Raw genomic sequence first — 22,287 nt, 5'->3', positions numbered from 1 at the left:
ACATGTAAATTAGCAAATTTCAGTAAAAAAAAAGCCAACATAAATGTTGGCTTTTATATTATTCACTTAGCACAAAATTAGAATGTGTATTTAACCCCAATTTTAATGCGGTAGGTAGATTGTTTAGCTTCAAATCGTAAATCATCTTGCACTGGTGCACCATAGATGTACTGACCAGTTACTCTATCAATATCCATCTGAATTACTTCGCGAGTACCAAATTCTTGACGGTATACTTTACCTTGCGAAGAATCAATCAAGTTAAGTAAGTTATTTACTACAAAATAAACTTCACCTTTATGATCTTCACTAAAACCAGGAATTTCTTGTGAAACAAATAAATCTAAACTGTTCGTCCAAGGAGCATTACCTTGGCCACGGTCAACTAATTTTCCTGCAGATCCAGATAAACCTAATGAATCAAAGTAAGCTAACACTTCTGCTTCTGTTGTTCCTTCGTACCGTACATTTGCATCGCCAGCTGTTGGTACGTAAGCTAAGTAGTTGCCACCAAAGGTTGAACCGAAACCTGAAGGTTGAATCAAGTCTTGGTCAAAGAAGCGACCACCTTGTAGGTTAGTTAAATCAACTAAGTGGCTATAAGGAGAACCTGACTTACGCTCAAAGAATAAGTTAAAGCTTGTTTCATAACCTTCAAAAAACTCTGTATCGTAACCTAAGCTTGCCACTAAACGATGCTTAGTTTCGTAAGATGAAGTACCTACTTGAGTTTCTTGGTGATCTGAAAAATGACCAAATCGGTAATTACTACGTGCAGTAGAAGACCCTCCTGGGTTACCTTCAGTAATGTCTTGGTATGTGTATGAAGCATTGAAGTTGATACCATTATCGAAATTCTTCGCTAAACCTGTACTTAAAATAACTGAACGACCATCTTTTTCAGCATTCGTTAGCATGATTTCTAGCTCACGCGTATCATAAAATGGTAATGCACCATCTTTGGTGCTACCAACCACATCACCTTGTTGTAATAATGCAGCATTTACCCATTCAGCAGAATCTTCTTTGTCAGTGTAAATTGCCGTAGTTGTCCAAGCAAAATCGTCACCTAACATTGGAATATCAATGTTAACTTCAGTGTTTAACATGTAAGTCCACTGTGAAGGGATGTCAAAGTTAGGATCGATTAAGTTAGAAGTACTATTCCCTGTGCCACTGTTTACAGCATCAATTGCCTCCTGCGGTGGAGTAGTAAGAATGTTACCTTCGGCGATAAAATTACGTCCTGATACACCCAACTTACTAATACCGTCATTTGAATATGAGTTTGAAATCCAAACATTTGGATTACCACCAGCATAACGGCCTGCACTACCGCGTACAGTTACATCATCATTTACTGTATAAGTGAAGCCTAAACGAGGTAATAGAATATCAACACCATCTAGGTTGTATGTATTATCAAAGCCTGTACGATCGTATACGCCTGGGTTAAACCTTGGCTTATCATCTGAAGACAAGCGCTCATAACGTAAACCAAATGATAATGTTAAATCGTCGTTATAATCCCAAGTATCATTGATATAAAGCTTTAAGTCTTGACGTTCAAATGCAGCAGCTACAGCTAATGGATCATTACCTACACCATTTTCATATGTATAACGAGATACAGCTCTATTCTCGAAATCTTCAATGCTGTTAAATTCTACAGTACCTCGTGAGTTAGGTAAAAACTGGTTTTCAACTTTAAGAATTTGATAATCAATACCGAAATCAATTACATGATCTTCATATAAGTAACTTGCATCAAATTTAGCAATTAATAATTCATTATCAAGTGAGTTTGAATGGCGGAAAGCATCTGAACCAAATGCTAGTGAACCACGGTTGTCACCAATATTTCTAATTGTAACGTCACCTAAACCAAGATCTTTCTTAAGTGAAACTTGCCCTGTTTCAACTTTTTTCTTCGTTAAACTAATTTCAGTTGAAAAGTCATCAGTCCAATCTGAGTATAATTTGGCGCTGAAGTTATTTAACTTTTCAAACTTGTTATACCAATGAGTGTCTAAACGTAATTCACGGTTGCTTGATGTCGTGTTGCGAGTATTGTTACCTTCATTGAACATGTAAACAAAGTTTGCACGATGTTCGTCGTTAATGTTCCAGTCTAACTTGATGATGTACTTTTCATCTTCGAGTTGTGGTTGAGAATCAAACTCACCAATTTCAGATACGCCGTAAACACGATTAGCAATTTCTTTAATACGGTTAACTTCATCTACTGTTACTGATGTTTCGTTAGATCCGATACCAGAACCACCAGCGCCGAATTCGATAACTTGCGGAGATTCAAACTTCTCGTAAGCACCGAAGAAGAATAATTTATCTTCGATTAATGGAGCACCTAAAGTAAAACCATAATTTTTTTCTTCAAAATCAATAGGACGTTCTTCGCCATTATCTTTTGGAGTGCCTGCAAGACTATCGTTTGTTTTTTCGTAAAAAAAGTTACCGTGAACTTCATTCGTACCTGATTTGAATACCGCATCAACAGCACCGCCAGTAAAACCACCTGATTTTGCATGTGTAGGCGCGACATTTACAGTAACTTGATCAAGTGCATCTAATGGGAATGGGTTACGTTGCGTTGGGTAACCATTATTATTTAGACCAAAATCATCATTAAGTGGAATACCATCAATACTGATAGAGTTAAATCGAGGGTTTGAACCCGCAATTGTCATTGCACTATCATCGCCCGGTTGAATAACAACTAATGGGTTATTACGAACTACATCTTTAAGGTCACGATTTAAGCTTGGTGTTTTACCAATCTCCTCTGAACCATAATAGCTATCATTGGCATTTGAATTAAAAAAAGTACGGCTACCGGTTACAGTAATAGTTTCAACGTTATCAGATTGTAACTGTTGATCTAAGCGTCTAGTTTCACCTAAAGAAAGGTAAAGGTCAGAAACTTCAGCATCTTTAAACTTATCAGAATCAATAACAACTTTATATGGACCGCCTACACGTAAACCTTTAACAAAAAAGGCACCTGATTCATTAGTCGTAACAGTACGTCTTGTTCCTGTTGGCTCGTGGATAATAGTCAATGATGTATTTTCTGCGGCGTTGCCTTGTGGACCGACAATACTGCCTCGAATACTTGACGATGTATCAGCTACGGCTGATGTTGACAATCCAAGCGCAAGTACAACCGCGCCAGTAATGCGTGAGAGACGATGATTTTTCATCATTTAGTTCCTTGGTAGAAGTTTTATAATGTTTTGTAAATTGTTTATTTTTAGTTTCACTTAGCTAATTTTTAATTTAATTATTATTTTTTAAGTGTATTTCAGCAGAAATTAGACCAGAGTTTTATTACATTTTCATTACATAATTTTACAGTTACTATTTTAGTAACTAAATATTTTTTTTAATTTAAATTATTAAAACACAAGCAGGAACAAATAATGCAAAAAAAACAAACACTTAAAAACAAAATACAAACAAGACAAAAAATCACTTATAACAATAAATGTTTCAAAAGCCATTTACCATAACAAAAAATGATAAAAACAAACCATATGGTCAGGATAAAACCTTGTATGCTTCTATAGCCTTTTTTAAAGGCTTATATTTTATTATATTTATTAACCAATGGAACAATTAGGATAATTATTCCGTGATGGTTATTAAATAAACAGACAAAACGTATTAAAACAGTGCCTTAACTACGTAATTAACTTAAACTAGTTGATAACTAATGAATATGAAATAAAATTATGACTAAAATGCAGTATTTTATTCGTATCAATAGCCAAAAGTTGAATTTTCATAATCAAAGCTAGCTCTAAGCATAGAACAAGTTCAAAAATATGTAATATTAGTGTAATAAAATCACCCTAAACAAATAAAAATATAATTTAAAAGGTTATTCGTGTGAGCAACAAAACAACAAATGATAAGCAAGGAAGCATAAGAGCGAGAAGTGAAGCCGTCATTTTAGCAGCCGCGCAAAAAGAATTTATTTTACAAGGTTATAAAGGCGCTACTGTACAGTCAATCGCTGATTCTGCTGGTTTACCTAAAGCCAATGTTCTTTATTATTTTAAAAACAAAGAAAATATCTACCACGCAGTTTTACAATTAACATTAGATACCTGGGATCAAGGTATTGGTGACATTGATACAAGTGAAGGGCCAATAATAGCGATAGAGAAATTTATTGCCGCAAAAGTAAAAATGTCTTTCGAGCATCCTCAAGCATCTAAAATATATGCGATGGAAATTATTCAAGGCGCATTGCACTTGAAGGAGTTTGCCCGCACTTATTTACGTCAATGGGTTAGAGAAAAGGCAAAAACATTTCAAGTTTGGATAGATAATGGTGAGATGGCGAATGTCGACCCTGTAAAACTTATTTTTCTAATCTGGTCATCTACGCAACATTATGCTGACTTTGAACAGCAAGTTCTTACGATAATGAACCGTGCCGATTATGAAGAAGATGACATTACACAAGTGACTGAATTTTTAACCGATTTTATTTTACGTGGCTGCGGCCTAAAGTAAGGAATTAATGTGCGATTATTAACAGCTGCATTAGCAACTACCCTTTTGTTTTCAGCAGGTAAAGTTATGGCTCATCAAGAACAAAGTAGCGTACCTAAACTTCGCATTGCAACATTTAATGTCAGCATGGAAGCACTTAACTACCACTCAAGTCAGCAAGATAAAGCGGTTAAAGTAACAGGCAAAGAGCTTGCAGCAGCACTTAAAGATAATCGCCAACAGATCAAAAACATTGCAGAAATTATCCAGCGAGTAAATCCTGATATTATTTTACTTAATGAATTTGATCGCTTTGATGAATCACATCAGTCATTACAGCAGTTCATTAAGAGCTACCTAAATAAGTCTCAAAACGGTAATGCTGGCATCGATTACCCACACTATTATCAAGGTCCTGTTAATACCGGTGTTGCGACTCAGTATGATTTAAACAATGATACTAAGTCAGGTGTTTTGCCAAATGATGCTTATGGTTTTGGTTATTTTCCTGGCCATTTCGCGATGGCGTTGCTTTCAAAATACCCAATTAACCAAGAAAAAATCAGAACATTCCAACAGTTTAAATGGCAAGATATGCCTAATGCCTTAGTACCAATTGATCCTGAATCGAAAACACCTTGGTATAGCGAACAAGCTTGGAATAATTTTCGCCTTTCATCAAAATCGCATTGGGATATTCCAGTCAATATTAATGGACAAATACTACATGTATTAGCGAGCCACCCAACACCTCCTGTTTTTGACGGACCCGAAGATAGGAACGGCAAACGTAACTTTGACGAAATTCGCTTTTGGATAGACTATTTAACACCAAGTGCTGCAAGCTATATTTATGATGATAATAAGCAATATGGCGGCTTAGCCAAAGATAAAGCCTTTGTTATATTGGGAGATTTAAACGCTGATGCTATTGACGGTAATGCAATAAAATCGGGTATCCATCGCTTAACACATCATCCACGAGTTCAAGATCCTAAACCAGAAAGCGAAGGCGGTAAGCTTCATCGCGCTGATAATCCAAATGCGAAAAATCATACAGCGTTTTGGGGAATGCGAGCAGATTATGTGCTGCCTGCCAAATCACAAATGTCAGTACTTGACTCCGGCATATTTTGGCCAAAAGCAGATGAGGCTGAATTTAGATTAATTAAAGATCGCGCAGCTTCTTCAGATCATCGACTTGTATGGGTCGATGTTGAATTAAAAGCGAAGTAAAACCTTTCATTGGACAAGTGCAGATACTAGCACTTGTTCATAAGTATATTAACCGGAAAAACAAGCATGAAGAAACTCGTTCCAACTATTTTAACCAGTTTAATGGTTATGTCATGTAGTCAAATTCAGACCAATAACGACATTACAACTATTGCTAAGAATGACGCCCCTAAGAACATTATTATGATTGTTGGTGATGGCATGGGGCCTGCCTATACCACAGCATATCGCTATTTTAACGACAATCCAGATACAGCAGTTATTGAACATACTGTTTTTGATCGCCATTTAGTTGGTAGCAGCAGTACGTATCCTGCAAGAGTGTCAGGTTATGTTACTGATTCAGCTGCGGGTGCAACAGCACTTGCCACAGGCACTAAATCATACAATGGTGCTATCGGTGTTGATGTTAATAAAAAACCGATTGAATCTGTTTTAGTGTGGGCGAAAAAACAAGGTAAGAAAACCGGAATGGTAGTTACCTCACAAATTAACCATGCAACCCCTGCTTCTTATTTAGCGCATAACGAAAGTCGTCATAACTATAACGAAATAGCTGATAGCTATTTAGCAGCACATGAAGATATCGATGTATTACTTGGTGGTGGTTGGCAATATTTTATCCGTGAAGATAAAAATTTAGTTGAAGCATTTAAAGCTAAAGGTTTCAAATACATTGATAATTACCAGCAACTTGCAGCACTACCAAGTAATGAAAAAGTACTGGGCTTATTTGCAGATAAAGGTTTACCTTGGGCATTAGATGACAGTAATAAACATCGTCTATCTACTATGGTAAAACCTGCAATTTCTCAACTAGAAAATAAAAATGGCTTTTTTATGCTAATTGAAGCCAGTCAAGTTGATTGGGGCGGTCATAGCAATGATATTGCCGTAGCTATGGCGGAAATGGACGACTTAGCAAAAACACTTGAGTATTTAGAATTCTATGTAGAGAAAAATCCAGATACATTGGTTATACTCACTGCAGACCACAGTACAGGTGGCTTTACCATAGGACAAGGTGGCAAATACTTATGGCAACCTGAAGTACTGCGCAGCATGACCATGTCAGCAGATGCAATTGCTAAAAAGTTAGCTATACAAGAAATAACGGCAAAAAATGTGAGTGAATTACTTAATTTTGAAATAACTGAAGCAGAAGCCGCACAATTAATAGCAACAAAAAAATCTTTAGCTGATGCTTTAATCACTTATAACAAGCTACCAAAAGCAGAAAAAGTTAAAATGAAAAAGCCAACGGCACAAAAGTTATTACGTCAACATATCAACCGCATTATTGACCAACGCAGCATTACGGGTTGGACAACCTTTGGCCATACTGGTGTTGATGTGCCCGTATTTGCTATCGGACAACAAAAAGAACTATTTAATGGCCACATCGATAATACAGAAGTAGCTACTAAAATATTCACATTACTAGGTAAAAAGTAAACTTAGCCTTTCTGGCAATAGCTTTTATTTAGTAATAATTAACTGCTTTAGTTTGAATTTAATTACAGCAAATTTAACACTGTTATTAAAACGCCGAGTTATACTCGGCGTTTTTGTTTCATGTGCTCAGATCAAATACTTTACACTAAATGCTAGTAGCGGATAAAACTTCATTAAAACGGGCAAAACCACGTTCTAGATCTTCAATTAAATCATCAACATTTTCTAAGCCAACATGTAAGCGAATCAATGGGTGCTGATATGGCCATTGTGTTGCAGTGCGCAATTTGTTTACGTTAGCAATGCCTAAAATTAAACTTTCAAAGCCGCCCCATGAGTAGCCCATTTTAAAATGTTCCATACCGTCCAAAAAAGCGGTTAGTGCTGCTTGATTACCTTTGTTTAAAACAAATGAAAATAAACCATTCCCGCCAGTAAAATCGCGAATAAATTCACTATGTCCAGGGCATGACGGAAGTGCTGGATGTAAAATGGTTTCAACTTCCGTGCGAGTTGACAACCAATTTGCAACTTTTAAGGCACTTTCTTGATGCTGCTTTAAACGCACCGGTAAGGTTCTAATGCCCCGCATTGCCAAATACAAGTCATCTGGCGAGGTGCATTGTCCCATGGTATAACTGCTTTCTCGTAATTGTGGCCAGTGCTCAGCAGTTGCCGTAGCTGTACCTAACATAACGTCAGAATGCCCTACAATGTATTTAGTTGCAGCTTGCACAGAAACATCAACACCAAAATCAAATGGCTGAAAATTTACCCCTGCTGCCCAAGTATTATCGAGCATCACAATACAATTATGGCGATGAGCAATCTCTGCAATCGCAGGAACATCTTGTACTTCCATGGTAATCGAACCAGGCGACTCAAGAAAAACTAATGAGGTATTAGGTTTGATTAAATGTTCAATATCGCTGCCGATAAGTGGGTCGTAATAGCTCGTTTCTATTCCTAGTTTCGACAGTATCTTATCGCAATAATCACGAGTAGGCTCATAAGCGGTATCCACCATTAAAATATGATCACCAGATTTAACAAATGCTAAAATAGCATTAGTAATTGCTGCCGTACCTGACGGGTACAACGCACACCCTGCACCACCTTCAAGCTCAGTCATTGCATCACTAAAAGCAAATGAAGTGGAGGTACCACGGCGACCATAAAACAATACCTGATTAGCCTTATTTGCTGTTGCGTGCTTCATTTCTTTTACAGAATTAAATACCACGGTCGACGCTCGTTCAACCGGAGGATTAACAACACCACGTGTCCACTGACTTTTTCTGCCAGCGTTGATAATTTTGGTTTCTTTTTTCATTTGCTCAATTATTCCTAAGAAATTACCACAACAATTATTATGGCTATCTAGCCATCCATAAACTAGTTATATCATTGAATAATGATAAGAAGCACGCATTATTTTTTCATGCAATAGTTTCATTTGTTCTAGATGGATATTCTATTGAATATAAACGGTACTATTGAATGCTTAATAATCAAATAAATTCATTTGTGCATTAGTAATTTCATCAAAGCTGGTATTGATAAAAGGTAAAATTGCATCAGCAACGGCATGTAGCTGTCTATCTATATATAGTTGATAATCTAACGGCGCATTTTGGTAACCTTTTGCTTGCGGACCATTCATTGTCATTACGTATTCTATCCAGCCCTTGTTTTGATACTTTAACGGCTTACCTTGAGCTTTATTTATTTCATCAGCTAATCTTGCTGCACGTACATGTGGAGGTACATTCTTAACATAAAGCTCTAATTTTCGCCGCAAACGTTTTCGATAAACTAATTTACTGTCGTGCTCTCCAGCTAAAGTTTCCGCAACTACCTGCTTAATGTAGCTTTCAACTGGCTGGCCATTAAATACCATGTCATATAACTGTCGTTGAAACTGTTTCGCTAACTCTGTCCAATCTGTGCGAACACTTTCTAAACCTTTAAACATTAAAGTCTGTTTTCCATTTTTAAGCACAAGGCCCGCATAGCGTTTCTTAGTACCCACATCTTGTCCACGTACTGTTGGCATTAAAAACTTGCTAAAATGGGTTTCAAACTCTATTTCAAGCTCACTGGTAATATTAAATTGCGTTTGTAGCTGCGCTTGCCACTGTTGGTTAATATAATCTTGCAGTGCTTTGCCTAATGCCCTACTTGATGTTTCAGTTTGATCATCTCCAATATGAACAAAAATCGAATCAGTGTCACCGTAAATAACTTGATAACCTTTGGCTTCAATCCATGTTTTTGTCGTTTTCAAAATACTGTGGCTACGCTTTGTGATGGAGCCGGAAAGTCGTGGATCAAAGAAACGGCATCCCGTTGAGCCTAAAATACCGTAAAACGAATTCATGATAATTTTTATCGCTTGCGATAAAGCTGCATTGTTATCACGTTTAGCAATGTCTCGCTCTTTCCAAAGCTCATTAATAATATTAGGTAGAAAGTGCTGCTCTCTTGAAAAATATGCACCATCGAAGCCTTCAATCGAAACCTCTGGTGATTTTAGCCCTTCAATCAAGCCCATAGGATCAATATTAAAGCTGCGAATTATGCTCGGATACAAGCTTTTAAAATCAAGTACTAAAACGTTGTTATACAGTCCTGGAGTTGAGTCCATAACAAAGCCACCGGGCGACTCAAAACCTTGATCACCATCGCCCATATTCGGCGCAACATATCCACTTCGATGTAACTTGGGTAAATATAAATTTGTAAATGCTGCAACTGAGCCACCAATACGATCAATTGCCAGCCCTGTTAGCTGTGCTCGCAACATGGCAAACTCAAGTAACTGCGTATGCTTAAATATTTCTAACACTAAGCGGCAGTCTTCTAAATTGTAAATTGCGAGTGCCGTTTTATTATTATAGAAATTGTCGGTGATTTCTTGCACTCGATTGTCAACATCATCTACTTTTTTACCTATACCCAGCAATGTGTTAGCAACATTATCAAGTGAAAAGCTAGGAAAGCTATAAGTCGCTGTTTTTAGCAAGTCTATGCCGTCAAGGATAACTCGGCCATTTATTTCAATAAACTGTTGTTCACTGTTCTTATTTTTACGCCAGTGTGGTGCTTTACCGTCACGACCAATTGAAAACTTTACACCATGTAAATCATAGCGTTTTTGCAATAAATTAAAGTCGAAATTAATAACATTCCAGCCAATGATAATGTCGGGATCGTGTTGCGTAAACCAATCAAGTAAGGCTAATAACAGTTGTTGCTCATTAGCTAACCATACAATATCGAAATCAGTCTCATTTGTTCTTTTTTGTTCAAGCGCTATTTCGTCATCATTAGCTATCATTAACACTTGCTGGCAAGATTCACTATACAAGCCAATTGAATAAAGCTCCCCCGCCATCGAACATTCTATATCTAATGAAACTGTGCTTAATTCAATATCCGTTTGCTCGGCTTTATTAACTTGTTTACATTTTACTTGCTCAAATTTTTGATAAGTAGTAGAAAAACTTTGCTGTGCAGTTTTAGCTTGGGTGCCGCTAAAAATCATATCTGCGGTAATAAAGCGCTCCATTAAAAAACGATCGTCCGGGCGAAAATCATCTTCGTAGCATTTAATACCTCGTTGTTTAAGCACATCCCTTGCCTGATAAAATTCACGCAAAGTTGCAAAGTATACTGCTGTAACTTGTTCTTGGTTAAATGCTTTTAATGGAACGCCTTTAATATCTGCGGCAGGTAGTTTTTGCTCAATAAGAATCTCTTCTACTTGCTGAGCCACCCTACTTTCAACAAATAATAATACCCGTTCATTATTAACAATCAGTTCAACAGGGCCATCAGGTGTTTTCAACCACAAGGTAATTTCAATTTCATTACCACGATCTCGTACCGAACGCGTCAATAGAAATCCACGGAAAGTGTTCGTCAGGTTTTGCTGTTTAGTGTTTTTAGGCGAAGGAAATTGCATTAAGGCGTTAATACCAAGTGGATTAATCACAACAAACTGTTAATATATACAGCAGTGTAAACCATCTATTGTCGATAGGAAACTTAAGCCGCGATGTTAAGCGAAAAAATAAAACAAATTATCCGAAATTCCTATAAAAGCATTGGTGAGAACTTAACAAACTTTAATCCCCGTAAACAACAAACATTTCTTATTGCAGAAATAGCGAAAACACTTGCTGGTGAATACGACAAGCAGCGAAAAATTATCACGATAGAAGCAGGTACAGGCACTGGTAAATCACTTGCCTACTCTTTGGGCGCAATTCCACTGGCAATAAGTCGTGATAAAAAAGTTTGTATCACAACAGCAACGGTGGCATTACAAGAACAACTGGTCGACAAAGATTTACCTTTTCTAAAAAAACATAGCGGCTTAGATTTTAATTTCACCTTGGCCAAGGGTCGACAACGTTATGTTTGTCGACAAAAATTAACGCAAGCGGTTGCTAATGATGACAGCCCACAAGTTGGTTTTACTTTTGCTGAAAAGCCACAAGCACATGATATTAGAATGCTAAATAGTATGCATAAAGCATTAACTGACAACTCATGGTCTGGTGATATTGACTCTTGGCCTGAGCCTGTAAATCACATTATTTGGCAACAAATACAAGCTGACAAACACAGCTGCTTAAAGCACTTATCGGAACATAGTCATTGCCCTTTTCATAAAGCAAGAGAAACCATGGACGCGGCTGATGTCATCGTAGTTAACCATAGTTTACTACTGGCTGATTTAGAGTTAGGTGGTGGAAAAATTTTACCTGCGCCAGAAGACACTTTTTATATAATTGATGAGGCACATCACCTGCCAAAGGTAACGCGTGACCACTCTAGTGCAAGTCTAACCACCAAGGGAGCCACTGACTGGCTTGGAAAGTTACAGGAAACCGGTGATAAAATAGCAAAGTTGGTAAAATCACAAAGTGCGATTTCACCTTCTATTAAATTAGCGGATGATTGCCAAAATATTTTGACAGATATGCAAAAAGTATCGGCTTTTATCGATAATAATCGCAGTGTTTATTTCCAACAATCGGCCAATAGTGCAGGTAAAAATCACAGCAAAAGTAACGAGCCTTTATATCGATTTGAAAATGGTATTATTCCAAAATCATTAAAAAATTGGGCTGAAGATTTATCAGAAAGCTCTAAAAAATGCTTAAGCCAATTGAGCAAGCTTTATAATTTATTGATGGAGTCTGTTAAAGATGGCGATACGCAAATGTATCTTGCTGAACCATTATTGGCTGAGTCAGGCTTTATGATCCAACGATTAGAAAACTTCAATGCCCTTTGGCAAATGTATGCCAAAACCGACAGTGAAAAAGGTGCGCCAATGGCACGTTGGATGGAGCAAATAGAAGGGAAACGCAGCGATTTCTTATTATCAGCCTCCCCGATAGAAGTTGGTTTTACCTTGGAAGATATGTTGTGGTCAAAATGCGAAGGAGCCGTACTTTGCTCTGCTACCATTTTAGCCTTGAATTCATTTGATCATTTTCGCCGCCAAGCTGGCTTGAAAACCAATGACGGTAGCCAATACCAAAAAGTTGACTCGCCATTTGATTATCAAAACAATGCTCAACTTATGATTGCAAATATGGATTATGAACCCAGTGCCGATAATTTTACCAATGAATTAATTGAAAAACTGCCTGCAATAATAAAGCGTGGCAAAGCAAGTTTAGTACTATTTTCATCATATTGGCAAATGGACAAAGTGGTTACCGCATTGCGTGATAAACATAAACTCAGCGTACTAGTGCAAGGCGAACAATCACGACAAAAAATAATTGAAACACATAAAGCCTTAGTTGAAAAACAACAAAGCAGTATTATTTTTGGCACGCAAAGTTTTTCTGAAGGATTAGATTTACCAGGAGAATACTTAACTAACGTTATAATAACCAAATTACCCTTTTCCGTGCCGTCATCCCCTGTTGAGGAAGCGCAGGCAGAATATATTACAGCAAAAGGAGGCAACCCTTTTATGTCAATATCTGTCCCCGAAACATCAAAAAAGCTTATTCAAGCAACGGGGCGGTTGTTAAGAAATGAAAAAGATCGCGGCATAATTACCCTGATGGATAAACGCGTGATCAGTAAACGTTACGGTAAAGATTTACTGAATTCATTACCACCATTTAAACGGATAGTTGAATAGAGAATAAATCCATTCATGATAGCGAAATATAACAAAAAGTAGTTTTGTCATATTTTGCAATGATATAGCTGCTATTTTGTCTTTCATTAGTCTTAAGTTTTCCCGTATGATTACAACAGCAAACAACGATGATTTAGGTGTTTTATGGAAAATTGGGACGATTACCGTTTAATACTTGCGTTACATCGTGGTAAAACACTGAGAAATGCTGCACAACAATTAGAATTAAACCACAGTACGGTGTCACGTCGACTCGCGAGCTTGAATCAAAAATACGGCTCTGATGTATTTGATTTCACGCAAAGAGGTTACGTTATTACCACCTCAGGTAAAACTTTATTAGCCTCTGCTGAAAAAATTGAGCAGTTAACAATTAACGACAACCGTTTAAGGAAAGTACACCAAACCGATTTGTCAGGAGATATTAATCTTTCTATCCCGCCAGCGATTGGTCAGTTTTTATTATTAGAGGAATTATATCAGTTTCAAAAGCAATACCCTCAGATCAACTTAAACATGCAAACATCATATCAATTAGCAAATTTAGATAAGTCTGAAGCTGACATTGTTATTAGAGTGTCAAACCAACCGTCAGAGCATTTAGTAGGCCACAGGCTGTTTCCCATCGCCTTGAGTTACTATGCTAGCCAGCAATATCTAATGAATAAAAAAGAAAATAATTTTCAATGGATAACAAACGTAGCTAGTGCTGGAAAACCAACTTGGATTGATAACTCACCATACCCAAACGCTAAAATTGTCATGAGAATTGAAGATTTGGTTTTAAGACATTACGCCGCAGCTCAAGGACAAGGTATGATAATGGGGGCATGTTATATTGCAGAATCTATTGACGGCTTGCAGCGTATTGAGCCAAACAGAGTATTTCCACATCAAGATATTTGGGTATTAACACACCCAGATTTACGTAATGTGCCTCGTATTAAAAGGTTGATGGAGTTTTTAACACAAGCTTTAAGAGCAAAAGAAAAGCTAATTACAGGACAAAAAGATTTATAGCCTCCTTAATTAACTTTTCATTTAACCTATTAACTTTCAGATGAAAAATTAATTGTTTTATCAGGAGCGTGCAGCGCAAAAGCTGATATTTCCCAACCAGTTTCGGCTTTATTTAGGAAATAGGTAGCACCGGCCCGATCGTACACCTCACCATTAGCTAAATAACGCACGGCAATATTACTCGCTAAAGCGATATTATCAGTTAGCAATTTAATCTCGACTGCTTCCCATGCAATTTTATTTACACCTTTGCTTTTTAGCTGTGTTAGAAATCCAGTAACGCCTTGGTTCATTTTTTCTGGCGTCAATGTTGTAGATTTGCCATTGCCGGTCATCAACATCACTTGCTTCGCATAGAGTTCTGGCGTTAGCTTTAATTCTTGTTTGGTAATAAAGTGATTGTATTTAATCATATAATTTTTAAATACTTTTGCTATTTGTTGTTTATTAGTGCGCTCTTTGCCATTTTTCATTTCATTAGCCAATGCCCCAGAACTTATCGACAGACAAAGCATAATTGGCAATATATTTTTAAGTGCTCTCACATTTACTCCTATTTCATTCAAATGTTTACGATATTTAGTTTGATAACTAAACACTAGCATTAGCTCAGAATGGTGTCGTGGAGTAAAATGTTTGCTCGATGTTGCAAAAATGCACCACCGAGCAAAATTTAATAATTTATTGAGTTGTTATCTGTGCTGATCGATAAGAATGGCATTCCCATCTGGGTCGACAAATGAAAAACTTGCAGGTCCTTGTTCACCTTCTATAGCTTTATGGTTCACATCTATACCATGTTCTTCAACGGATGCTAATAATTCCCTTACATCGGTAAACGAGTCTAGCGCTTGCGCATCTTGATTCCAGCCGGGGTTAAAGGTGAGAATATTTCCTTCGAACATCCCCTGAAACAAGCCAATATTAGTTTCGCCATTTTTCATAATTAAATAATTATGCGCCATATCACCAGCAAAAACAGTAAAACCAAGGTTTTGATAAAAATCTCGAGATTTCTCTAGATCTTTCACCGCCAAACTGACTGAAAAACAATCTAATTTCATTACAAATTCCTTTACCTAAATAGCAATAAAACGCTAAGTCCCACATACTAGGCTTAATTACATAACTTAGCGTTATAGGCGCTTAAGCTTTATTTTGTGATCAACCAAATAGCGTGTAATACACCCGGTATAAAAAAGAACAAACATAAAATAATATTAATGACTAAATCTTTACCGACCCCAGACTTTAAAAACACTGCCACAGGGGGTAACAATATTGCCAAAATGATGTGCACTAATTTATTCATACTAACTTCCTATTTTTATTTATTGTTATATTCACACGAAATACAAAACATATTTCATCTATTAATTATTAGCACAAGTTAAATTTTTTGTTTAAGTAACTTGCCGTTTAGCCAGATAAATTTTATCTAAAATGAAGAATTAGGCTGTTGCAAGAATGCTAATTCTTCAGCGCTAGATTCCCGCCCTAAAATAATATTGCGATGAGGATAACGACCAAACTTTGAAATAATGGTTTGGTGGCGCAATTCAAAATCTAAACTAGAGCTGTTACTAAGCGCAGAATATAACGTAACCGCTTCTTTATGAATAACACTCGACTCACTATGCATATAAGGTAAATAAATAAAACTGCGCTTATTTTCTGCTATTTCTTTATCGATACCTAACGCTACCGCTTCTTGTGCTAATACTAGTGCTAACGTATCCGATGCAAACGCTTGTGGCTGATCACGAAAAATATTGCGAGAGAATTGATCAAGTACAATTATTTCTGCTAACCGCCCTTCAGCGCACTCTCGCCAAGAAAATAGCTCCCCTTTGTTTGCACTTTGATGTAACGCTAAAAACCTGTTTTTAATTTCCTGATCAAATTCAAGATCTTTAAGCCACCATTTTTCTGGTGATATTTCGTTAAACCAAAAGTCAATTACCGCACTATAGTTCATACTTTTCTCTATTTCTGTTTAATGGCTTCCTTGAGCATAGGCAAAGTGACCTAGCTTTGTCTATAACAATTAGCTTACTTTTTATTGCGTTAGGAAATAAAAAGCCAAGGCGGGAGACCTTGGCTTTACAGTAAACTTTAATTCAATTACTTGGTTTAAAAACTATTTAATCATTATTTTGAATTACCTCACCTCCTTAATATTTTAACAAGAAACATTGACTAGTTATCGTATACTCTATTTTATTAAAAGTTTTTAGCCACTTGTGCATCGCCAGTTGCTTTAATTGTATTTACAACAGCTTCATTTTTTAATTTAATAACAACACGACGATCATAAAAGCTCACCTCTTTCTCATTTGAAGCGACAACGGGTTGCTGCTCGCCAAAGGCAAATAAATTAATTCGCTCTGCTCGCACACCTTGATCTATTAAGGCATTTTTAACTGCGTTGATACGCGCTAACGACAAAGCCTGATTTAATTCGTCGCTGCCTTGCTTATCGGTGTAACCGGACAGATCTATAGTTAATTCAGGCGATTGCTGAACAATATTAACTAATGCCGTTATTTGCTCTTTATAATGTTCTTTAATTTCACTTGATCCCGTTGAAAACTGTAGGCTCATCAATAAGTTTTGAGCTTGCAATAAACTTGCTGATTGATAGTTTCGTTCTAGTGCCAATAAGTCTTGCTGATGTGCTTGCTCAGCGTCAGCTATTTTTTCTTGATAAGCAATTAAAGCTCTGTCGTTACTTTGCTTTTCTTGCTGATAAGCAATAGACAAGGTTTCGATTTCTTCTTCTTTATTGATGGTTTTAGCAATAAGATTACCCGCTAATCCTGTTATAAAAGCGCCTGCTGGACCACCAAATATTGCACCAATCACCATACCTGTACCAAAGCCAATTTCTTCTTTAAGCTGAGCGTCCTCTGCTTGCGTACTAACTTCTTGTTTTGGCTCTTCTTGCCAGTTTGTATTCTGTGGATTCGCAAAAACAGGGCTTACCGTTAATACCGACACCAATGCTGCGGTTACTATATTGTGCGTTAATGTTTTTTTATTGGTTAATGTTTGAGTTGTCATTGTTATGCCTCTCTATTAAATCATGATTAATGTGCAGAATATAAATGTGTTTTCTGCACTGCTTTATTTCGATAATGCTATTAAACCTCATGAAAACGACGACTTATGGACGCAAAAATGGCAATACCCTGAGCAAATGTGGCAACATTATGGCAATTGCAACAATTAGCAGCATCACAGTGTTTTATTCGCTATGATGCCCATGTTGGATACGTATTTATTAGAAGGTCACACGCTAAAATGTCAAAACGGATCGCCATTGTTGAAGATGATGCAGCAATTAGAGAAAACTATGCAGATGCTCTGCGACTTCAAGGATATCAAGTTCAAACTTATCCAAATAAAGCAACGGCAATACAAGCCTTTAGCTTACGCTTACCTAATTTAGCAATTTTAGATATAGGCTTAGAGCACGAATACGATGCAGGCTTCGAACTTTGCCAGTGGTTAAGATCACAATCTAATACTTTGCCGATTATATTTTTAACCGCTCGCGACAGTGATGTTGATACGGTTTCTGGTTTAAGAATTGGTGCCGATGATTATTTAACTAAAGATATTAGTTTGCCTCATTTAGCAGCACGCATTGCTGCATTGTTTCGACGACAAGATGCCTTAGGAAAACCACAACAGTCAGATCATTTGTTGACCCTTGATGCCTTAACCATAGATAGTCAACGTATGAGTGTTGAATGGAACGGTTGCAATGTTGATTTAACCATTACAGAGTTTTGGATGCTTTATGCCTTAGCCAAACATCCTGGCCATGTAAAGAATCGCAGCCAATTAATGCAAGACTCAAAAATTTATGTTGATGACTCTACTATTACCTCACATATTAAACGTATTCGTAAAAAATTCATGCGCTTAGATAGCAGCTTTAATTGCATCGATACTGTATATGGAATGGGCTATCGTTGGAATCAAACGGCTAACCAAAACAGTGCAGGTCAATAGTTCACTATGGCGATAAAGTGGCGTTTTGGCCTAAGAAGTAAGTTACTACTTTTGTCTGGTTTTTTGTTTACTATTCCCTGGTTTGGCTATCAATATGTTTGGGAAATGGAAAAATATCTGCGCTACGGTCAAGAGCAAACCATAATAGGAACTGCTAGAGCTTTAGCAACCGCAATGCACGAACGGGCAAATCTATTCAATAACCAAGCAAGTTTTTTACCCAGTGTTGAGAAAGGCAAAGACTTATATAGTTATAGTTTATCAGCGCCAATACAACTTGACGGTTTAAATAATGATTGGCCTGACTTTGCCAATAAAGCGCACTTTTATCAACAAAAAAATCAACTCTACACCAATCTTGCGCCTGAGCAATTATCAGTAAACTTTACCGCTGCGGTTGGCACGTATGGCAAGTACCTTTATTTGTACTTTTCCGTTATCGACAATGAAATAATTTACCGTAATAACAATGCCCGCAGTATTACCAATAATGATCATTTAGAACTTGCCTTTATTAACCCTAAAGGAGTATTCAGTCGCTTTATTATCAGTAATAAAACCACTGGTTGGATAGATGCGTACCGCATTACCGATATAGAGAACGACATTCCTGTACCTGCAAAGCAAATTCAAGGGCATTGGCGTGATACCACCCAAGGTTACAACGTAGAAGTTCGCGTGCCATTAACCGAATTTAATGACCATATAGCTTTTGCTGTTCATGACGTTGATAGAAGTTTAGGTAAGGTTGTTGCTTCATTGGGCTCCGCTGATCCAAGTTCGGCAGAGACACTAGGTACCATATTAGTGCCCTCTCCTGAAATTGAACGTATTGTAAAAGGGATGAGTTATACCAATTCGAGTATTTGGGTAGTTGATCAACATCATCGTGTACTCGCTAAAACCGGTGATATAAAGCAAGCAAGTGGTGTATGGAACAAGCGCGTTAGTAATAATATTGAATCAAGCAATGTTATTCTACGCACATTAGAAAATACATGGCATAGCATAGAGAAAAATTGGCTAAAGCCGTTTTACGAAAGAATATTAACTCAACCACCGAAAAACTTTATTGATCAACTTTACGACGCAGAAAACCTAACAGGTAAGCATATTGAAAGTGCATTAGCGGGTGAGCCAATGTCACAATGGCGCTTATCAACGGATCAACAAGCTGTTGTACTTTCTGCTGCTTACCCTATTTTTATCGATGAAAGAGTTAAAGGTGTGGTGATAGTAGAAGAAACCACAAACGGTATTCGCACTTTGAGAAATCAGGCACTAGAAAAACTCTTCAGTTCAATACTTGCCATTATGCTATTAGGCGCTTTCGCATTTTTCTTATTCGCTTCACGTATTTCCAGTCGTATACGCACGTTAAGTAACCAAGCAGAAATGGCTATTGACGAGCACGGCAGAATTAACGGTAACGTAGATACATCAAATACCAATGACGAAATTGGTGATCTATCACGTAGTTTTTCCACTGCCGTTAACCGCTTAGGGCAATATAATCATTATTTAGAAAATATGTCATCGCGACTTTCCCATGAATTACGTACCCCTATAGCTGTCGTCCGCACCTCTTTGGAAACACTGGCAATGCAACATCAAAGTTCACAAAGCCATAGTCTAGTTTCTGATAAATCGGAGAGTAACGAAGAAAATCCTTATTTAACGCGAGCGCAACGAGGTATTGAACGCCTTAGTCTTATCTTAACGAATATGAATGAAGCAACACGCATAGAACAAATTTTGCAAAACACCGAAAAGCAGCCGTTTAGTATCGGCGAAGTAATCAGCGGCTGTATGCAAGGCTATCAGTTAATTTATAAAAATATTGAATTTAATTTTGCCAATGTTATTGAGCAAGGTTTAACGGTTATGGGGTCTCCTGAGCATATAGCGCAGTTACTCGACAAGGTTATTGCTAATGCCGTGGAGTTTAGTGATGATAATAAAGTCACGGTGAAATTTAGCCATACTAAGCAAGCTTGCGAAATTATTATTGAGAATCATGGTGCCTTGTTACCAGAGCAAATGAATGAAAAGCTTTTTGATTCTATGGTGTCTATCAGGCAGCAACACAATAATGAACAACCGCACCTAGGATTAGGGCTATATATTGCGCGCCTTATATGTCAGTTTCATCAAGGCACGATAAGTGCGGTGAATAACAAATTAAATAATGGCGTAGAAGTTAAAGTTATTCTGCCGTTAAAATAATATTTAACGGCAGAATGGATAAGTACTTTGATTATTAACTATTTTTCTGCAGGAAAATAATAAACACGCTTAATTTTATCACCAGAAAATTCATAAACAACCAGTGCTCGTTGCGATTTCAGACCGCTTTTCCCTTGCCAGCTTGCGATTTCAACAGCGCTAACTCTACCTGACGTAGATATAACATTTTCGAGTTTAGAACGACAAGTTGAGCATGATTTAAAATAGCTATTCATGCTGACAATTAAATTGTCTTTTCCTTTAGCTTCAACCGTCACTTGTTGGCCGTTAATGCTTAACCATTCAACATCTTCAGCAACAAAACTTGCCATCGTAGCGCTATCTTGGGCATTAAAACTAGCAACAAATTGCTCAACAGTTAGTAGGTGATTTGCTTTGACGTTATTGGCATGAGCTTCTGAAAAAAACATGATAAAAAATGTTAGCAATATCACCTTTAATAAATTCATACATTACCCTTTTTATATCTTTTGTCAGAAACTTAATATTTAAGTGAGAAGAACAGTTATTCTTTAACTGTAATACGCTTCAACTGTACCTTTCATTTTCATCAGTAATGGTTGACCACGGCGGTCTAGCGCTTTCGGTGATGGGATTTTAACCCAGCCTTCACTAATGCAGTACTCTTCAACATCCGTACGCTCTTTACCGTTTAAACGAATACCAATATTGTGTTCAAAAATTTCAGCGACATGGTATTTGCTGCTAGGGTTACCTGACAAGCGATCCGGTAATTCGGGAAGTGATGTTGTATCGTTCATGATATTGACCTAAGTTTAATAAAAGTGCGCCATTCTAGACAATATGAATCTAGTACTCAAGGAGTTATAAATTGCTGTTCACTTGATTTTACTGGAGTTCATATCTATCGAAAATATATTTACGATAGAATAGCGCTTAAGAAATTGACTATTCAATTCCTATATATTTATGAACTTGCACCGACAAACGCCAATTATTCTCGATACATGTTGCGATAGCTAACTCAGTAGCGCGTTGTTTTTGGCTAATAGGTTGTAAATAAACTTGTTTGTCTTCAACATTGAATTTAGTTAATAGTGTTTTCAAGTCATCAATATGCTGCTCTGTGGCTACTGGGTGTTTAATTTCATTCGCACGCGCTATGGCACTCGCTAAAATATCGTAACCACCTCGCATATTTACCTTAGGTGAAACAGTCACCCAACAATCAGACGAAACCTTAATTTCAAATGTACCTGATGTTTCCACCTGACAACTATAACCTTGTGCTTCAAAATAATGACATAGCTCTGTTAAATCAACCATACATGGCTCACCGCCGGTAATAACAATATGTTTAGCTTTAAAGCCCTGTTGATTAAATATTGTTGCAATATCATCTAGCGATAAATTTGACCATTGCTCGGTTTCTTCAGACTTACTTAATAACTGCTTGCTAGAAATTTCTAATTCAGGGTGAATATCCCATGTATGTTTAGTGTCACACCATGAACAGCCAACAGGACAGCCTTGTAACCGGAGAAAAATCGACGGTTGGCCAGTAAAAGAGCCTTCGCCTTGAAGAGTTTCAAATAATTCATTTATTTTATAACGTGTGGTCATTACTTTAATGCTTAGATAATTTCGAGTAG

19 protein-coding genes are annotated in these 22,287 nt (G+C 37.1%); 8 read left to right on the top strand and 11 right to left on the bottom strand.

The window, feature by feature from the left end; translation table 11 throughout:
• Positions 1-77: 77 nt before the first annotated feature.
• The gene (locus AC27E9_RS13585) at positions 78-3,224 is read right to left on the bottom strand and encodes a TonB-dependent receptor (protein WP_487131016.1); all 3,147 of its coding nucleotides are present in this window, start codon (positions 3,222-3,224) and stop codon (positions 78-80) included.
• A 685-nt stretch (positions 3,225-3,909) separates the two neighbouring features.
• Here AC27E9_RS13585 and AC27E9_RS13580 point away from each other — a divergent pair.
• From AC27E9_RS13580 to AC27E9_RS13570, 3 genes are all read left to right on the top strand, one after another.
• On the top strand, positions 3,910-4,542 hold the full coding sequence (locus tag AC27E9_RS13580) for a TetR family transcriptional regulator C-terminal domain-containing protein (RefSeq protein WP_487131014.1): 633 nt from the start codon (positions 3,910-3,912) through the stop codon (positions 4,540-4,542).
• Between the two features lie 3 nt (positions 4,543-4,545).
• The gene (locus AC27E9_RS13575; RefSeq protein ID WP_487131320.1) at positions 4,546-5,757 is read left to right on the top strand and encodes an endonuclease/exonuclease/phosphatase family protein; all 1,212 of its coding nucleotides are present in this window, start codon (positions 4,546-4,548) and stop codon (positions 5,755-5,757) included.
• A 66-nt stretch (positions 5,758-5,823) separates the two neighbouring features.
• Entirely contained in the window at positions 5,824-7,212 is a 1,389-nt protein-coding gene (locus AC27E9_RS13570) for an alkaline phosphatase (RefSeq protein ID WP_487131012.1), read from the top strand.
• 145 nt (positions 7,213-7,357) lie between these two features.
• Here the strand turns inward: AC27E9_RS13570 and AC27E9_RS13565 are convergent, their stop codons facing one another.
• Complete coding sequence (locus tag AC27E9_RS13565) at positions 7,358-8,545, bottom strand: cystathionine beta-lyase (protein WP_487131011.1); 1,188 nt, start codon at positions 8,543-8,545, stop codon at positions 7,358-7,360.
• A gap of 171 nt (positions 8,546-8,716) precedes the next feature.
• A complete protein-coding gene (locus AC27E9_RS13560) occupies positions 8,717-11,209 on the bottom strand; it encodes a DNA polymerase II (RefSeq protein ID WP_487131009.1) in 2,493 nt (830 codons plus the stop codon).
• 63 nt (positions 11,210-11,272) lie between these two features.
• Between AC27E9_RS13560 and dinG the strand changes: the two genes are divergently transcribed.
• Positions 11,273-13,387, top strand: coding sequence for an ATP-dependent DNA helicase DinG (gene dinG / locus AC27E9_RS13555; protein ID WP_487131007.1), 2,115 nt, complete (start codon positions 11,273-11,275; stop codon positions 13,385-13,387).
• Between the two features lie 144 nt (positions 13,388-13,531).
• Positions 13,532-14,407 (top strand): LysR family transcriptional regulator, encoded by an 876-nt coding sequence (locus AC27E9_RS13550; RefSeq protein WP_487131005.1) that lies wholly within the window; start codon positions 13,532-13,534, stop codon positions 14,405-14,407.
• Positions 14,408-14,436: 29 nt separating this feature from the next.
• Here the strand turns inward: AC27E9_RS13550 and AC27E9_RS13545 are convergent, their stop codons facing one another.
• The 5 genes from AC27E9_RS13545 to pdsO form a co-directional block, all read right to left on the bottom strand.
• Complete coding sequence (locus tag AC27E9_RS13545) at positions 14,437-14,952, bottom strand: DUF6841 family protein (protein ID WP_487131004.1); 516 nt, start codon at positions 14,950-14,952, stop codon at positions 14,437-14,439.
• A gap of 147 nt (positions 14,953-15,099) precedes the next feature.
• The gene (locus AC27E9_RS13540; RefSeq protein WP_487131003.1) at positions 15,100-15,471 is read right to left on the bottom strand and encodes a VOC family protein; all 372 of its coding nucleotides are present in this window, start codon (positions 15,469-15,471) and stop codon (positions 15,100-15,102) included.
• An 89-nt stretch (positions 15,472-15,560) separates the two neighbouring features.
• The gene (locus tag AC27E9_RS13535) at positions 15,561-15,719 is read right to left on the bottom strand and encodes a YqaE/Pmp3 family membrane protein (RefSeq protein WP_487131001.1); all 159 of its coding nucleotides are present in this window, start codon (positions 15,717-15,719) and stop codon (positions 15,561-15,563) included.
• A 126-nt stretch (positions 15,720-15,845) separates the two neighbouring features.
• Positions 15,846-16,385 (bottom strand): DUF924 family protein, encoded by a 540-nt coding sequence (locus AC27E9_RS13530; RefSeq protein ID WP_487130999.1) that lies wholly within the window; start codon positions 16,383-16,385, stop codon positions 15,846-15,848.
• Positions 16,386-16,630: 245 nt separating this feature from the next.
• The gene (gene pdsO / locus AC27E9_RS13525; protein WP_487130997.1) at positions 16,631-17,470 is read right to left on the bottom strand and encodes a sortase-associated OmpA-like protein PdsO; all 840 of its coding nucleotides are present in this window, start codon (positions 17,468-17,470) and stop codon (positions 16,631-16,633) included.
• Between the two features lie 31 nt (positions 17,471-17,501).
• On the opposite strand from pdsO, the gene AC27E9_RS13520 reads away from it, so the two are divergent.
• From AC27E9_RS13520 to pdsS, 3 genes are all read left to right on the top strand, one after another.
• Positions 17,502-17,639: a hypothetical protein gene (locus AC27E9_RS13520; protein ID WP_487130995.1), complete on the top strand. Its 138-nt coding sequence runs from the start codon at positions 17,502-17,504 to the stop codon at positions 17,637-17,639.
• 71 nt (positions 17,640-17,710) lie between these two features.
• Positions 17,711-18,427 carry a proteobacterial dedicated sortase system response regulator gene (gene pdsR, locus AC27E9_RS13515; protein WP_487131318.1) on the top strand — a complete coding sequence of 239 codons (717 nt, stop codon included), beginning with the start codon at positions 17,711-17,713 and terminating at the stop codon, positions 18,425-18,427.
• A 6-nt stretch (positions 18,428-18,433) separates the two neighbouring features.
• Positions 18,434-20,653 carry a proteobacterial dedicated sortase system histidine kinase gene (gene pdsS, locus AC27E9_RS13510; protein ID WP_487130993.1) on the top strand — a complete coding sequence of 740 codons (2,220 nt, stop codon included), beginning with the start codon at positions 18,434-18,436 and terminating at the stop codon, positions 20,651-20,653.
• Positions 20,654-20,691: 38 nt separating this feature from the next.
• On the opposite strand, the gene AC27E9_RS13505 is transcribed toward pdsS, so the two are convergent.
• The 3 genes from AC27E9_RS13505 to queE form a co-directional block, all read right to left on the bottom strand.
• Positions 20,692-21,123 carry a nuclear transport factor 2 family protein gene (locus AC27E9_RS13505; protein ID WP_487130991.1) on the bottom strand — a complete coding sequence of 144 codons (432 nt, stop codon included), beginning with the start codon at positions 21,121-21,123 and terminating at the stop codon, positions 20,692-20,694.
• A 63-nt stretch (positions 21,124-21,186) separates the two neighbouring features.
• Positions 21,187-21,435, bottom strand: a complete 249-nt coding sequence (locus tag AC27E9_RS13500; protein ID WP_487130989.1) for a DUF3297 family protein — start codon at positions 21,433-21,435, stop codon at positions 21,187-21,189.
• Positions 21,436-21,583: 148 nt separating this feature from the next.
• Positions 21,584-22,258: a 7-carboxy-7-deazaguanine synthase QueE gene (queE, locus tag AC27E9_RS13495; RefSeq protein ID WP_487130987.1), complete on the bottom strand. Its 675-nt coding sequence runs from the start codon at positions 22,256-22,258 to the stop codon at positions 21,584-21,586.
• Positions 22,259-22,287 lie beyond the last annotated feature (29 nt).

This window comes from Colwellia meonggei (assembly GCF_057537295.1).
Note: the sequence above shows the minus strand (reverse complement) of the source record. Positions and strands in the feature narration are given on the sequence as shown.

Coding starts and splice junctions, on each gene's coding strand:
- AC27E9_RS13540 (WP_487131003.1), bottom strand. CDS start 15,471: ATGAAATTAGATTGTTTTTCAGTCAGTTTGGCGGTGAAAGATCTAGAG.
- queE (WP_487130987.1), bottom strand. CDS start 22,258: ATGACCACACGTTATAAAATAAATGAATTATTTGAAACTCTTCAAGGC.
- AC27E9_RS13550 (WP_487131005.1), top strand. CDS start 13,532: ATGGAAAATTGGGACGATTACCGTTTAATACTTGCGTTACATCGTGGT.
- AC27E9_RS13585 (WP_487131016.1), bottom strand. CDS start 3,224: ATGATGAAAAATCATCGTCTCTCACGCATTACTGGCGCGGTTGTACTT.
- AC27E9_RS13565 (WP_487131011.1), bottom strand. CDS start 8,545: ATGAAAAAAGAAACCAAAATTATCAACGCTGGCAGAAAAAGTCAGTGG.
- dinG (WP_487131007.1), top strand. CDS start 11,273: ATGTTAAGCGAAAAAATAAAACAAATTATCCGAAATTCCTATAAAAGC.
- AC27E9_RS13570 (WP_487131012.1), top strand. CDS start 5,824: ATGAAGAAACTCGTTCCAACTATTTTAACCAGTTTAATGGTTATGTCA.
- AC27E9_RS13535 (WP_487131001.1), bottom strand. CDS start 15,719: ATGAATAAATTAGTGCACATCATTTTGGCAATATTGTTACCCCCTGTG.
- AC27E9_RS13530 (WP_487130999.1), bottom strand. CDS start 16,385: ATGAACTATAGTGCGGTAATTGACTTTTGGTTTAACGAAATATCACCA.
- pdsO (WP_487130997.1), bottom strand. CDS start 17,470: ATGACAACTCAAACATTAACCAATAAAAAAACATTAACGCACAATATA.
- pdsS (WP_487130993.1), top strand. CDS start 18,434: ATGGCGATAAAGTGGCGTTTTGGCCTAAGAAGTAAGTTACTACTTTTG.
- AC27E9_RS13500 (WP_487130989.1), bottom strand. CDS start 21,435: ATGAACGATACAACATCACTTCCCGAATTACCGGATCGCTTGTCAGGT.
- AC27E9_RS13505 (WP_487130991.1), bottom strand. CDS start 21,123: ATGAATTTATTAAAGGTGATATTGCTAACATTTTTTATCATGTTTTTT.
- pdsR (WP_487131318.1), top strand. CDS start 17,711: ATGTCAAAACGGATCGCCATTGTTGAAGATGATGCAGCAATTAGAGAA.